Source organism: Pseudomonas sp. Pseusp88, assembly GCF_047303955.1.
Classification (GTDB): Bacteria; Pseudomonadota; Gammaproteobacteria; order Pseudomonadales; family Pseudomonadaceae; genus Aquipseudomonas.
In genome coordinates, this window is the sequence record NZ_JBGLYM010000025.1 from 39,598 (window position 1) to 52,516 (window position 12,919).

Here is a 12,919-nt window from a genome sequence, read left to right on the forward strand (position 1 = left end):
CTTCTTTACTTGCTCTGGCTGCGCAGGATCTGGGCGTCTACCTGGTCTGCGCAGGTGTCGAGCAGGTTCACCGCCCTGTCTTTCAACGTCCATAAATCACCGTTCAGTGCCAGGTCTTCATCGCTGGCTGTGACGCGTTCGCACGGCACCAGCTCAGGGGGTTCGAGCCTTACCGCCGTTGTCTTTACCACCAGTGGCTGCGGGCTTGCCGCGCAGGCCGTCAGGCAAAGGCTGAGCAGCCCAATCGCGTACAGGTTTGCTCGTTCGCTTGAGTTGTTCAAAGTCTTTCCTCGCCTTCAGGGCTTTCTGCTCGCTGTCCTTGAGCCGCTTGGCCAAGTCGGCCTGATAGTCGGCGTTGCGCTTGGCCTCTGCCCGCAAGTCAGTGATCGTGGCCTGACTTTCCTTGTTGGCGGCAACGGCGGCCTGCGTGGCGTCGGTAGCAATGGTAATCTGCCCCTGTAGGGCAATGACGCGGTACTGCTGAATCCCGACCAGAAGCAGCGCGACCAGCGCGACGATCAACGCAACGGCGAACGCCTTCATAGCGTGTCCGCCTTGCGGCCTAGGAAGCGGGTGACCAGCTCGCGTATCGCCGTGACGCCAAGGAAACCAATGGTGCCGCCGGCGGCGACTGACAGGCTCGAGGGCCAGGCCATCCATTCGATAACGCTGCTGGCAGATAGGCTCAGGCCACCACAGATCAGCGCTTCGAAAACAATCCGGCGTGTACTGGTCTCCTTTGCGTCGTAGAGAACACGAAGGGCCGAGATAAGGATCGCCATGATTGCGCCCTGCCAAAGTGGATTCGAAAGAGCGACCCAGAGCGCGGCCCACGTATCTGGCTTTTCAGGCATGGTAGGCATCCGGTGTCCTCCCTTTCGGGGAGCAGAAAGTAAAAGGCCACAGCGAATGCTGAGGCCTGGAATGGTTGTGCGTGTCTTCCCACGCTGCCCGCCATAGCCGCCCGGTGAGTGATGACGGGCGCTGTGGCTGCCGGTGTTCTGCTCGTACACGTGACGACCGGCGATACCGTGTGCAGACCTGCCTCACGGCCCGCTCTGCCTGCGGCTCAAAACGCAAAAACCCGGCGCAAGGGCCGGGTTCTAAAGTCTGGTGCGTGCTTTGCTGTTACAGCTTTCGCAGCATGGAATAAATCGTACAACTGCTGTAATCCACTGTCAACGATATGTTTTACATATCAATCATGCTGCCTCGAGAACGGCGGACATGCGGCCGTCGAGCCAGGATTCTCCCGACTTCACCAGTTCGGCTGCCTTCATATGCGTGCAGCCCAGCAGCATGCCCAGCTTTCGATAGGTGAGACCGTCGAACCGGTAGTAATGCCATACAGCATCAAAGCAGTCGCGGTCTCGCTCCCGCAGCACGGAAAGCATGCGGTCAACCCACATCGCCTCGACGTCGTTGATGGCTGGCGTGGGCAACTGGTCGGTGACCACGTTGTCGCGCATAAGTGCATAGGTGGGGCAGACGTAACCGCCAATCCCCGCTTGGATTCGGGTCCAAATTCCCCAATGGGTGAGCAGGTAGCAGCTGCTGACGTTCCGCATCTCAATCCCCCTCACCGGTATTACTGTTTATTGCTCGCCGTCCAGCACGCGCTAGAACCTTGTCCTGGCAGGCATGAACCGCTGCGCAGAATTCCAGCTGATCAGAACCGTGCTCGACGGGCAGCTGTAGAAATTCGTTCCAAACCTGGGCCAACAAACCCACCAGGCGCGCTTCCTGATCAGTCACCTTTATTTGCATGCTCAATCCCCTGTGAAGTTCGTTGCACCGGCGCCTCGCCGGTTGTTCTGTTCGTATTGCTGCTGAGCACTCGACTGCTGATTCACCCGGTTACCAAAGGCAATGATGCGCTGCTGATAGATGTTCAGCATGAGCCCAAGCTGGGTAACCAAATCCTCGACCGGCAACGCCTCCCCTGCCTCAGCCGAAACCCATCCGGACGCATGGCATTCAGTGCATGGCAGCTCATGGAAAACACCCTTCACGACGGCTTTGCCCTTGCAGATCGCGCACCACTTCAACGGCGTCGGTGAGACTTTGAAGCTCGGGCCATGGCTCTTTTTCATGCTTTTGAAACCTCGCCTATGGTTGATTCTTGGATAGGGTCGCAGCCCTTATTCTGTGCGGCTTCCGGGGCTTTCTCAGAATCTCCCGATCTAAAGCCGGTCAATTCGAGAATGACGCCAAGACCCTTGCCGTCAAGGTGTTGATGCCACCGCTCCAACGCCTCACGCTTGCGCGCCATCACATCGGACTGGATGTACACCTTCACGTTGTGGCCCATGGCGTGGTTGATGAGCAGTTCGCCGATCAGGTGATCAATCCCGATATCTGCCCAGCCCGTGCGGGCGACCTTGCGCAAATCGTGGCTGGTCCACTCTGTGCAGCCCAATCGGGTGAACACGGCACTGGCCTGGCCTTCACTCAAAGGCTTGCCATGGCGACCTGGGAACAGGAATGGGCCGGTGTAATGGCGGTGCTGCTGCACAGTCCTGTACCGCATGAGCAAGTGCCGCATCTCGTCGGTCAGCGGTAGGTAATGCTCGACGCGCGTTTTCGTATGCGCGGCCGGAATGAACCACACCCGCTCCGACAGGCTGATGTGGTCCCACCGCGCCTGTCGGGTCTCGCCTATGCGGCTACCATGGCAAAGCATCATGAGAGCTAGCATTGCGTCCCGTGGAAACAGGACAAGTTCGCCCAGCAGCATCTCGAACAAGCCCTCCAAATGCACGCTACGAAGTCTCGAGGGCTTGACCGTCACCTTGGCTTTGGAGAAGTCGCTGAATTTGATGCTTGCCAACGGGTTACGGGATATCAGTCCGAGCTTGAAAGCTTGCCGGAAGGCCAGGGCCAGCAACTGGAACACCAGCCTCACATAGTCAATCGACAGTGCTTCCTGCAATGGCCACATAAGTTCGCGGTCCAGCAACGCCTTGTCGACGGCGGCCAGTGGCGCGCCGCCAAGACGGGGTAGTAAGTGGCACTTGATCGCTGATGCCGCTGTGTCCTTGCGCTTGGCCGACAGGCTGCGGTCCCTCGACATGCGCTCGCCGTACCAGGTCAGCAGTTCCTCAACGGTCACCCATTTCGACAGGTTCGTGCTGACACCGGCTTCAAGGCGAAGGCGAATATCAGGCAAGGCGGCGACAACTTGCTTCACGCCGAGGTCGGGATAGTTGCCGATGTGGTTCCATTTGCCCCTGGTCACCAGATACCACGATGCGCGCGGTCGAGCCTTTGAAAAACGCAGGTACAGGCCCCGGTTCTCCAAATCCCGCAGATCCCGGACAGTGCCAGCGGCCTGCCGCTTGATTTCGGCGTCGGTGATTTTGATTGCGGCGGTGCTCATGCATTGCCCTCGATGTAATCGGAGATGCGAACCCGCACGGCGCCGCCCTTGATGGTTTCAGCACTGATCTGCAACTGGGTCACAAATCGGCTGTCATCGATGCCCAGGGCCTCGGCCACGCCGTCTCGTCCGGACTTGAACGCGGCGACGCAGTTGTCATCGTCCCGGCGGCGCCGGTCAGGTGGGATGAATTCAAGCGAGAGCAGCGCCCGGCCGGCGGGCACCGCCAAAGCGGCCTGACGGCACAGTAGAAAGCAGGCGGCGCGGTATGCCTTCGCCGCTCGGCTTTTAGTTGCCCAGTGCGCTCGAGCATTGGGGCTCAGCACCTTCGGCGGCCACGGCAGCATGAGGTCGCTCATGCAGCCCCCTTCACGGTGAGGATTCCGGCACTGATCAGCGCCTCATGGGTTTCTGCGATTGCGCGAGGCATGTCCTGCCAGTCGATCTCGCCCGCGGCTCGCCCATCGATGGCGTCGTGACAGGCGCTGCAGGCGTATACCGCGACGGTGTCGAAGCCCTTCATGCCCATGCCCTTCTGCCCGCAAGGCAAATGTGCAAGCACGGTTGTTTCCGGGTTGCGATTGCAGGTACCTGGAATGCGAACGGTGCATTCCTGCCCGTTGGCCGAGGCGCGCAGTTTCTTCGAGGTCACGCGCATACCGATTTCCCCGTGATCACATCGACAACCTCGAAGGTGTTCGGCCACATCCAAGCCCCATACCGCTTAGCCATGGCGGCATCTACGAACAACGCCAGGGCATGGTCAGGTGTCGAACCCAGATCGACCTTGAAGGAACAGCAGAACACCGCAAAGCGGTAGATATCGATTTCGGGCATAGCCAAGCGTCGATCAGCCACAGGAGTGCTCACTTGCACAACTCCAGCGCCTGGGCCTCGTTGAAGCCTTTGCCTATGAATGCCAGGTATTTCCCGCGCTTGATCTGTGCATCCACCTCAAAGAACTCCATGAGCACAGGAATACTGCGCTTGAGCTCTTCCAGCTGAGCGCGCTGCTTGTCAGGCATACCGGTTAGCAATGTCAGATTGTCTTTGCTCACTTGGAACCTCCGGCGCGCCTGGCGCGCAATTCTTTCAATGCGTTGTTGCCGACTTCTGGCGCGCTCTTCGATGACGGCGTTGCAATCTCGGCGAATGGGATGGGGCCAAGGTCTTCGCCACGCCATACGCGGCAGGCCTGAGCCTGATAACGCTTCCCGAAGCTGGCCAAGCCCAGCTCACGGCTGAGCAGTGGGAGGCTGTGAAAGCCGGCGGCGGCAGTCGCGTGGTACACGGCAGGGTGAAACCATTTCTCCCGGCCGCGCATCGCTGGGTGGCAGTTGCGCATAGCCTGCTCGTAAGCTGCTTCGACGCCGGGCAGGCCAACCATTTCAGGCGTCGGCATGCACATGCCGATGAACTTGCCGGGGCTCGGGATGAAATCGGTCTCCTCGGCGCGGCAGCGGGCCAGGCCCATATCGATCTGCTCTTGCGTGCAGACGCCGCCCTCGAAAAGAGCGCGAACCCAAACCGCCTTGGCAGCCTGATAGGCCGCTTTGTCGGGCCAGGCCTGCCGCCAGGCTGTGCGAATGGTGCGCAGCTCCCGGAACAGGTCGTTGATGATCTTGCCGACCACCTCGGATTGATCCTGCTGGGCCAGCTCGCTTGCCTCATGGGCCAAAAGACCAGACCGAACAACGGATACCGCCGACTGGGCAATGCTCGACACGGCCCTCATTTCGGCACCTGCTGCATCCAGTCGGTGCTGTCGTCTTCAATCTCGTCAGGCTCGGAACCGGCTCCCGCTGTCTTGGCCCGCTCCTTGGTGAACCAGTTGACAAGCCGATGGCACCATCCGGCCGATGTGTCCACGGTATTTGGCCTGGCGGCGAAGAACCCCATGAACGATTTGATTACCGCGTCCGGGATTTCGGATGGGTTGACACCGGCAATCTGGGCTTGGGCGATCAGGTAGCGACTATCCGGCGACCAAGCCGCGTGCATCGCATACCGCTGGCGGTTGTCCAGATCCTCTACGGTCTGACGGTCCTGCTGGCCAATCAAGTCCGAAATCTCGCGCTGCTGCTCTTCGGTTCCTTGATGGTTCAATGGTGTATTGGGTGCAGCTGCTGCACCCCGTTCTGCGTTTTCCTGCACCCCGTTCGGTTGTGAGCTGCACCCCGTGCGGTCATCTGCACCCCGATCCTTACGGGGTGCGGCATTTGCACCCCGCTTTAGCTGAAGGTCATACACCACGGGGCGGCGGTCGCGGCGGTCGATGTAGGCGGCAGCGATTGCCTGATTGCCCTCGGCGATCCACCCGGCCTTCTCCAGTTCATCCAATTTCAGGCGGACCGTGCGCTCTGACAGCCCTGTCTGTTTCGAGATAGTCGCCGCAGACGGAAAAGCGCCACGGCCCTCAGGCCCGGCATAGTTGGCCATGCACAGCAAGACGTGCCGCGCGGCGGGGTTATCCAGGGAGGACGTCGGGATATCCATAGCCCAGGTCATTGCTTGAACGCTCACTGCGCAGCTCCAATGTTCTTTTCAGCCAAGCACGCAAGGCCTTTCGGGGTTACGAGGGTTTGAAACGCAGCGCGCTCGATACCGGTTTCGGTGTCGGGCTTGAGTGCGGTCACTTTGTGTTTGAGGTAGCCGGAGCGGATTCGCGGCTGCATGGCAATCCAGCGGGTGGAGCCGCCACGGCGGTAAATCCAGCGGTTCGCCTTCATCCAGTCGAAAAGTTTGAAAGGCGGAATGCCCAAGTGCTTGGCGGCATCGGTAATACAGATAGCGCCCTCGGCAGCGGCCAGCCGCTGAATCGCTGCGACCTTCGGTGCCTGCTTCTGAATGACATGCCGCAACTGCTGGTTCTGCTCTGCCTGATCGGCTGCCAGGCGCAGGGCCTCCGGCAGAGTCGTCGGAATGAATGGAGCGGCGGCATGCTCTTCAAGCTCACGCAGGCGGCATACAACCCGGTGTCGCAAAGGAATGCTGTAGCCGGTGATCAGAGTTTCGGTCAGGTCGCGAGAAAGAAGGAATTCAGCGGTATAACCCCGCCCGTCCTTTACGTCGGTGTGATGGCGCAAATCTGCGCCATCATCCTGAAGCGCCTTCAGCATCACCCGAACATCACGGATCACGTCCTTGTGCTGCTTCCCGGTCAGCTCCGCGATCTCGCGCGACGACATGACCTGCCGCGTCAGATTTGGAGATACCTGAAAAGCTGGCGAGTCAGGCGGGCTATTGTGTGGGGAGGTTGTCGCGTGCATAATCGGCCTCACAAGTGTTGTTGAAGAAGCCGGTCTAGCCACCGGCTTTTTTGTGCCTGTAATTCAGGCGACCTTTACCGACGCTTTTAGCTGAGCCAGCGCCTGCTCGGCGTGGTCAATCTCCCGGAGGATTCGGGCGCGCTCGATCTGGTCTATTCGGCCGTCGTCCATGGCGCTGTGCGTCTCCACGGTCAACTCCGAAATCTCGAACGAAACCTTGCTCAGGGCCTGGTGCACACCTATTGCAGCGGGCAATTCAATTTTCTTGATCGCATAGCCGAACTCGCCAGCAAGCGCAGCAAGTGGACGCATGTCTTGCGTGTGCAGCAGCAAGGCGTAGAGATGCTTCGCGTTGAACCAAGTGCCGTCGTAGTTCGCATTTGCACGCTGAAGCAGGCTCACCGGAGGCATGTTCATGAGCTTCGCGAGAGCTTTGGTATTCGCCTCATCGACGACGATGTCGCAGGCCTTTAGAAAATCGAGCATCCGTAAAACCTCGAGTTTGTTTAAGTGGCTCGAAGCCACCACGCATCGCAAAATGTTGGTGCCAGGGTTAAGCCAAGGGAGTCAGGCGGCGCCGAGCAAAACCTTGTGAGCAAGGTCGACCAGATCAGGACGAAGGCCCGCAATCTTGATTTCGCCGCCGGAGGCGTCTTGGAGCCTTTCAGCAAGGTCTGCAGAAGCCTTCCGATGGCCACCTGCGAGTTGCCAGAGATGGCCAACGGTGGTTTTTGCGGCATCGGCAACTTCTTTACGGCGGCTGGTAGTTGCGTTGGCAAGCCAGTCGCGCAGATGGTCATTCATAGGGGTTCTCCTAAACGTCGGGGAAATTTAGCTTAGGGCTAATATCAGAGCAAGGAATATTTAGCTGTGGGCACATTTAGCATTGAGCTAAACACTGGCATTCTTGCCCGGATGGATATCTACGCAATTCGTAAGCAGCAGCTGATCACGCTGATAGGCAACCAGAAGAAAGGCGTTTGCGCTGATCGCTGGGGGATGGCGCCTGCCCACCTGAGCCAAATCCTTTCCGACAAGACCGCGAAGAATCTGGGTGATGACGTGGCCCGCCGTATCGAAGCAGTCGAGAACCTGCCGCGAGGCTGGTTCGATTCACTGTCAGCGGACGATGGCGATCGCTACCCAATTTCAACAGCGGCCGATTCGCTCACGATCCAGGAGTCGCCAGCCTCATCAACCAGCGCCGCAGACCAAGTGAAGCGGATGCTGGCCAAGGTGAAAGGTCTAACGGTGGAAGCGCGGGAACGGATTGTTGCTGCTGCGGAAGAGCCGGATGACGGGCGCGCCGATGTTGTCCCGGCGAACATATCCAGCCTCAGGCCTACCAACGAGGAGATCGTGATTCCCCAATACGACATTCGCGCGGCGATGGGACACGGCCAGATTCCGCCCGACTATCAGGAAGTCGTGCGCAATCTTGTGGTTCGGGAAGACATCCTGCGGGACAAGGGCGTCACCTACACGTCCAACAAATCGCTCGGGATGATCAACGGCTGGGGCGAGAGCATGGCCGGGACGATCAACGACAAAGATCTGGTGATCGTCGACAAGGGCGTTCAGGACTTCATCGGGGAAGGCATCTACGTACTGACCTGGCACAACGAGCTGTACATCAAGCGCGTGATGCGACTGGACGAAGATCACTACCGACTGATCTCAGACAACCAGCATTACGAAAACCAGACAGCCCGGGTCGATGACGTGACGATTCACGCGAAGGTACTGCTGATCTGGAATGCCAGAAAGGCGTAATTGAAAAAGCCCGCCATTTGAGCGGGCTTTTTTGTGCCCGTCAGAAAGGCGCAGGCTCTTCCAGGGCGTCAAGTTCTGCACGATCCTCGACCCTAGGGTCGTCATCATCCGGAGCTTCCCAGCTCAAGGTCACGGAATCGTCCTCGTCATTGAACACCATCTCTATCCCGTCAACCTCGGCAAGCACACCCATCACCTCGTCCCATTCACGATCTCCATCCGAATCAAGCCGATGAATTTTTGCCCACTTTCGATCTTGGGCGATTGGGTGGTTGATCATGCTGGAAACCCTCAAAGTCAGACGCTCCACGCCTGATATATGGGTTGGCTGCGGCGCCTTAATTTGTCCTTGAACTGCCATGAACACTCTCCATATCAATGCTGTATGTACGTACAGTGTTTTGGGATATTAGCTTGATGCTAAGCGCCGCGTAAAGACCCCCTTCCCTTAGATATCTGTCGTATTGACACCCTTAGAGGTGCCTCGAAAGATTTCACGCCAAGCTAAATTATTTAGCTCTGAGCTATTGACGTAATTTTAGCGCATGGCTAAATTAAGCCCATCGCAGCGGCAACGCAGCGAAGGGCCAGCGGCCCGTCACACGACTGGTGATGCCGCCAGATAGCAAGGGATCAGCGAAATGGTCTCCCAGCCCCGCGAGGGATCGACTGGACCAAGTTCTTTTACACGGAATCACCGGTTTCACTGGCTGGCCTTGGCGACAGGGCCAGACGGGAAACCAACCGAGGGATATCGATATGTCTTCGAGCGATGCAGGCGGGATTTGCGTGTTGGCGATCCCGGGATTGATCGGGGTTGCGCTGGTTGCCCTGAAGTTGAGCGGGCTCATCTGGTGCTCATGGTGGTGGGTGACCGCGCCATTCTGGGAAGTCGGCGCCAGTGCCGCAGTCGTCCTGGCAATCAAGTTCATGGCGATACCAGCAAGGCGCTTTCACTGATTTCGCCGGTTGGCCTTCATAGAGGGCCAGACGGGAAATCACCAGATCAAGCATGGAGCATCAAATGACAGAGCAAACCCTTCAGCAACTGCTGGCCGAGCGCATCAGCACTTACGCCCTATCTGATCGCCCTCGTGAGCTGATCGATGAGGGCATCGACAAGATGTTCAAAAGCGTCGTCGAAGATGCTTTCAGATCCTACGGCACCATCGGCGAATCAATCAAAACAGCCGTGAAAGAAGCCTTTCCAGCCAATGTCACGGACATGTTTGAGCTTCAGCGCTACAACGCCCTGATCGCAAATGCTTTGCGCGAGCGATGGGAGGCTGCTGGCATGGAGTCAGCAATCATGAAGCAGGCTGATGCATCCATCACCGAGGTATTGACTGGTGACGGCCTGCTAACCGGCGAGATATCGCTGAAGGATTTGCTCGAAGCGTTCATTGATGAGCACAAGGAAGAGGCAGCGGAAGAGCGGTGGAGCGCTCCTGAAATCCGCATCATTGAAGAGGAAAGCCACTCCCGCAAGTTCTACAAAATCTTCTTTGATCCACAGCCTGAAGGTGGAAACCGATACAGCCTAAGTAATGAACGTCGCGGCGACTACAGCCTAAAGCACAGCCTGCACGTGATGGTTGACGGTGAGCGTGAAACTGGCGACCGGTGGAGGCCTAAAGTTGAGTTCGGAAAGGTATACAGCGCCAAGCTCGACGATAAAAAGGTCTCGGTCAAGATGAGTTTGCGCAGCAAGTGGGAGCGAATTCTTGCCTCGCTTTACTTTGGTGATGCCGTTTTGCTTATCGATTGCGAAGAGAGCGATTTCTCATACGGCTTCGACGACTGAACAACCAGCGCCACGGCAGCACAGCCGACAAAGCCCGATCCCTGGTTCGCCAGGCCGCATCGGAGAGTGATCGAAGCGTGCCCAAGCGGGCTGCAGCGCTAGGATCGCAAAGCCCCGTAAATCTCCTGAGCTGGGTCTCCAGCCAATACCAGAAACGCGGCGGGAAACAAGCAGGGGTAGCGCCCTGGTGTTTCGATCACTCTCCGATGCGGATGCGGCGTGGAAAGCAGACACGCAGCGCAACGTTGCTCCGAGCGCACCTGAACGACCGGAGAGGTGGTTACCAGTATAGGACTGGGTAAAAGGATCGGCGGAATAGCGAGTCCACCATCGCCCGCAGAGAGAAAGGCTTTGTCGGCCTTTGAGGATAGCCGGAGCAGCGCCCGGCCATCTGCATCACCTATTCGGCGAAAGCCAAAACGAACCGACAAACGCGAGTAGTGGAGACGCAGTAAGCGGGCACGAGCAACGTGTGTACCTGCTGAGCCAATGCACCATGAAGAGCGATGAGGTGGCGCACCGCCAAGCCACTGGGCGGACAGCCGGAAAGACGGCCCGATCACCTCCCAAGAGGCTGCATCGGAATGTCGGCGGGTCATGAAAAAAGCATCTCCAGAGCAATCAGATTGTGGCGAATACCCGGACGTCGATTGCAGAAAATGGTGTGGGCCGACATTCCAATGCAGCTTCAACGATTCGGTAATGCGGACGAAACTGCGGCCTATAACCGCCCACCTGCATTGTGTCTTTCAACCCCAGAGGATTCGCAGCCATGTAAACGACAACCCGCAAGCCCTGCATCAAGCAGCGCTCGCTACACCGTGACGTACGGTGGTAGTTCGTCACGCACAAAGCCCGGTCCGCCGGGCTTTTTATTGCCCGCGCTTATCCGTCAGCACCCTCCCCTGCGCCTGACCGGCTCACAGCAGGCGGCCAGGGTGTTGACGAATAAACGCGAACCATCAGGAGGATCACCCATGCATCCATCATTTCAGGCACGAATCGATGACCTCGGTTCGCTCCTACAGAAAACACGCGCTGCCCGCCAGAACGTTGCCCGAATGACCGGACGCGGCGAGCCGTTCGCACCTCGCCCGATTCGCTACCAGGTGAAGAGCAAGGCCAAAGGGGCGTTCCACATCATCGAAGTCGAGACCGGCAAATGCCGCGGCTTTCGCTTCAGCTTCAAGTCGGCACTTGACTGGGCAATGCAGCTCGAGGCAAAGGCCAACCGTGCGAGCACCGTCCAATGATCGGCGTTCCCCAGGAAGATCCTCGCAAACAGATCATTGCCAACCTGTCCCAGCAGATCGATGACTTCCTCAATCGCGGCAAGGAAATCGTCGAGGTTCCCGCCAGCGCCAGCAAGGAGGCGCCTTTCTATGGCGCCACCGCGCACACAGACAAGCTCCGGGCAAAGCGGGATCGCATGGCCCCAGCAGTGCGTGAGCTGGCAGACAAAGGCATCGCGAAGAAAGGCATTGCGAAAGAGCTGAAGCTCAACGCCAGCACGGTCGCGCTGATCCTCAAAGAAAACAAGATCACCGTGGCCGCCACCTGATGCGCCGGATCAACACCCAGGTGCGCCAGCGCCGCCGACAACAATGGCCATTCAACGAGGCAACCCATGGCGAAGACAGTAGCAGCGAAACACGCCAGCGATTACCGCAAGCGCCAGGCGGAACAGAAGGCAGCCCTGGGCGTGGAAACGCTGAAAGTGGATGTGCCGGAAGGAGTGAAGGCTGGGCTAAAGCGCTTGATGAAAGAGCACGGCTTCAGCCAGCAGCAGGAAGTGTTTCAGACGGCGATTTTGCATCTTATCAGGGCCAGCCGCGAGGATGCAGCGCGCATTCTTAAGGCTGACAGGTCAGGCTTCACCATCTCAACAGAACTGGCGAGTCAGTTCTACGAGGCGAGTTTGAAAGAAATACGGCGAGACTCAGGCGACGAAATTGTCGGGACAGCACGACAGATAATTAGCGGTTAACGCCGCTCGTAAGTGAGTAGCATGTTGCGAATAAAATGAATATCAATAAAATGCAATATATGCCCTGAACTACTCCCCCTTATAATCATGCCAACCAGCTTCAAACCATCTTCATGCATCCAAAAAACAGGAGCGCCGCTAAATCCGTCTCCTGATATTGGAGACTCAATATCGACGATACTATAAAAGCCCTCACCCAGATCTGAAGAGGCAAGCTCTCCTATCCGCATATGAAGAAGAGGCCTTATTATCGACCGTTCATAATCTTCGTAAGTCTCACTAGCGCTAGGAAACCCGGCAAAACATATTTTTGTGCCCATTGGCAAGATACTTGCCGGACGAGCTAATGAAAAATCCCAAGCGACGATTCGCTGTTTTGATCTCTGAAAATAAAGTCCATCGTCAATTTTAAAAATTACAAAATCTTCATCGTCGTCATGGACCACACCCCTCACCGGCGCAAACCCTTCGACGAAAGGAAGGGCAACTTTGCTGCCTTGCTCAAATATGCGAAGATCTGAATAATCAGCCTTTAAATTAGTAATTACATGGTCCGCAGTCATCAAATAATAGCTACCAACATGTTTTATAACGAAACATGTTCCAGCGCCCCACAAAAAATCGGGGTCATTTGAAAAAAATACATGGCGAACCCCCTGCTGGATTAGTTTAATAATACGGTTCTGTTCCGCTTCTGTTAAAACCAT

Annotated in this window: 24 protein-coding genes; 6 read left to right on the top strand and 18 right to left on the bottom strand. The window is 57.4% G+C overall.

The window, feature by feature from the left end; all coding sequences use genetic code 11:
* Positions 1-5: 5 nt before the first annotated feature.
* From ACCD02_RS24595 to ACCD02_RS24670, 16 genes are all read right to left on the bottom strand, one after another.
* On the bottom strand, positions 6-239 hold the full coding sequence (locus ACCD02_RS24595) for a hypothetical protein (RefSeq protein ID WP_413307959.1): 234 nt from the start codon (positions 237-239) through the stop codon (positions 6-8).
* On the bottom strand, positions 154-543 hold the full coding sequence (locus tag ACCD02_RS24600; RefSeq protein WP_413307816.1) for a hypothetical protein: 390 nt from the start codon (positions 541-543) through the stop codon (positions 154-156). Before ACCD02_RS24600 ends, ACCD02_RS24595 begins: the two co-directional genes overlap by 86 nt.
* Entirely contained in the window at positions 540-863 is a 324-nt protein-coding gene (locus ACCD02_RS24605; protein ID WP_413307818.1) for a phage holin, lambda family, read from the bottom strand. Before ACCD02_RS24605 ends, ACCD02_RS24600 begins: the two co-directional genes overlap by 4 nt.
* Positions 864-1,202: 339 nt before the next feature.
* Positions 1,203-1,568 (bottom strand): antiterminator Q family protein, encoded by a 366-nt coding sequence (locus ACCD02_RS24610; RefSeq protein WP_413307821.1) that lies wholly within the window; start codon positions 1,566-1,568, stop codon positions 1,203-1,205.
* Position 1,569: 1 nt separating this feature from the next.
* Positions 1,570-1,767, bottom strand: coding sequence for a hypothetical protein (locus tag ACCD02_RS24615; protein WP_413307824.1), 198 nt, complete (start codon positions 1,765-1,767; stop codon positions 1,570-1,572).
* A 2-nt stretch (positions 1,768-1,769) separates the two neighbouring features.
* Positions 1,770-2,093: a hypothetical protein gene (locus ACCD02_RS24620; RefSeq protein WP_413307826.1), complete on the bottom strand. Its 324-nt coding sequence runs from the start codon at positions 2,091-2,093 to the stop codon at positions 1,770-1,772.
* Positions 2,090-3,379 carry a tyrosine-type recombinase/integrase gene (locus tag ACCD02_RS24625; protein ID WP_413307828.1) on the bottom strand — a complete coding sequence of 430 codons (1,290 nt, stop codon included), beginning with the start codon at positions 3,377-3,379 and terminating at the stop codon, positions 2,090-2,092. Before ACCD02_RS24625 ends, ACCD02_RS24620 begins: the two co-directional genes overlap by 4 nt.
* Positions 3,376-3,738: an endodeoxyribonuclease RusA gene (locus ACCD02_RS24630; protein WP_413307831.1), complete on the bottom strand. Its 363-nt coding sequence runs from the start codon at positions 3,736-3,738 to the stop codon at positions 3,376-3,378. Before ACCD02_RS24630 ends, ACCD02_RS24625 begins: the two co-directional genes overlap by 4 nt.
* Positions 3,735-4,037 (bottom strand): nuclease domain-containing protein, encoded by a 303-nt coding sequence (locus ACCD02_RS24635; protein WP_413307834.1) that lies wholly within the window; start codon positions 4,035-4,037, stop codon positions 3,735-3,737. Before ACCD02_RS24635 ends, ACCD02_RS24630 begins: the two co-directional genes overlap by 4 nt.
* Positions 4,028-4,237, bottom strand: coding sequence for a hypothetical protein (locus tag ACCD02_RS24640; RefSeq protein WP_413307961.1), 210 nt, complete (start codon positions 4,235-4,237; stop codon positions 4,028-4,030). The genes ACCD02_RS24635 and ACCD02_RS24640 overlap by 10 nt, the downstream gene beginning before the upstream one ends.
* An 8-nt stretch (positions 4,238-4,245) precedes the next feature.
* Entirely contained in the window at positions 4,246-4,437 is a 192-nt protein-coding gene (locus ACCD02_RS24645) for a hypothetical protein (RefSeq protein WP_413307837.1), read from the bottom strand.
* The gene (locus ACCD02_RS24650; RefSeq protein ID WP_413307839.1) at positions 4,434-5,114 is read right to left on the bottom strand and encodes a replication protein P; all 681 of its coding nucleotides are present in this window, start codon (positions 5,112-5,114) and stop codon (positions 4,434-4,436) included. Before ACCD02_RS24650 ends, ACCD02_RS24645 begins: the two co-directional genes overlap by 4 nt.
* Positions 5,111-5,902 carry a helix-turn-helix domain-containing protein gene (locus tag ACCD02_RS24655; protein WP_413307842.1) on the bottom strand — a complete coding sequence of 264 codons (792 nt, stop codon included), beginning with the start codon at positions 5,900-5,902 and terminating at the stop codon, positions 5,111-5,113. The genes ACCD02_RS24650 and ACCD02_RS24655 overlap by 4 nt, the downstream gene beginning before the upstream one ends.
* Entirely contained in the window at positions 5,899-6,567 is a 669-nt protein-coding gene (locus tag ACCD02_RS24660) for a phage antirepressor KilAC domain-containing protein (RefSeq protein ID WP_413307845.1), read from the bottom strand. Before ACCD02_RS24660 ends, ACCD02_RS24655 begins: the two co-directional genes overlap by 4 nt.
* Positions 6,568-6,711: 144 nt before the next feature.
* A complete protein-coding gene (locus tag ACCD02_RS24665; RefSeq protein WP_413307848.1) occupies positions 6,712-7,134 on the bottom strand; it encodes a phage regulatory CII family protein in 423 nt (140 codons plus the stop codon).
* Between the two features lie 81 nt (positions 7,135-7,215).
* Entirely contained in the window at positions 7,216-7,452 is a 237-nt protein-coding gene (locus ACCD02_RS24670) for a hypothetical protein (protein ID WP_413307851.1), read from the bottom strand.
* Positions 7,453-7,563: 111 nt separating this feature from the next.
* Between ACCD02_RS24670 and ACCD02_RS24675 the strand changes: the two genes are divergently transcribed.
* Entirely contained in the window at positions 7,564-8,421 is an 858-nt protein-coding gene (locus ACCD02_RS24675) for a helix-turn-helix transcriptional regulator (protein ID WP_413307964.1), read from the top strand.
* Between the two features lie 40 nt (positions 8,422-8,461).
* Here the strand turns inward: ACCD02_RS24675 and ACCD02_RS24680 are convergent, their stop codons facing one another.
* Positions 8,462-8,782: a DUF1654 domain-containing protein gene (locus ACCD02_RS24680; protein ID WP_413307854.1), complete on the bottom strand. Its 321-nt coding sequence runs from the start codon at positions 8,780-8,782 to the stop codon at positions 8,462-8,464.
* 398 nt (positions 8,783-9,180) lie between these two features.
* Between ACCD02_RS24680 and ACCD02_RS24685 the strand changes: the two genes are divergently transcribed.
* From ACCD02_RS24685 to ACCD02_RS24705, 5 genes are all read left to right on the top strand, one after another.
* Positions 9,181-9,381, top strand: a complete 201-nt coding sequence (locus ACCD02_RS24685) for a hypothetical protein (RefSeq protein ID WP_413307857.1) — start codon at positions 9,181-9,183, stop codon at positions 9,379-9,381.
* 64 nt (positions 9,382-9,445) lie between these two features.
* Positions 9,446-10,225 (top strand): hypothetical protein, encoded by a 780-nt coding sequence (locus tag ACCD02_RS24690; RefSeq protein WP_413307859.1) that lies wholly within the window; start codon positions 9,446-9,448, stop codon positions 10,223-10,225.
* A gap of 977 nt (positions 10,226-11,202) precedes the next feature.
* Positions 11,203-11,478, top strand: a complete 276-nt coding sequence (locus ACCD02_RS24695) for a hypothetical protein (RefSeq protein WP_413307861.1) — start codon at positions 11,203-11,205, stop codon at positions 11,476-11,478.
* Positions 11,475-11,786 (top strand): hypothetical protein, encoded by a 312-nt coding sequence (locus ACCD02_RS24700; RefSeq protein ID WP_413307864.1) that lies wholly within the window; start codon positions 11,475-11,477, stop codon positions 11,784-11,786. Before ACCD02_RS24695 ends, ACCD02_RS24700 begins: the two co-directional genes overlap by 4 nt.
* 66 nt (positions 11,787-11,852) lie before the next feature.
* Positions 11,853-12,212, top strand: coding sequence for a hypothetical protein (locus tag ACCD02_RS24705; RefSeq protein WP_413307866.1), 360 nt, complete (start codon positions 11,853-11,855; stop codon positions 12,210-12,212).
* On the opposite strand, the gene ACCD02_RS24710 is transcribed toward ACCD02_RS24705, so the two are convergent.
* Positions 12,209-12,919: a trypsin-like peptidase domain-containing protein gene (locus ACCD02_RS24710; protein WP_413307869.1), complete on the bottom strand. Its 711-nt coding sequence runs from the start codon at positions 12,917-12,919 to the stop codon at positions 12,209-12,211. The genes ACCD02_RS24705 and ACCD02_RS24710 overlap by 4 nt on opposite strands.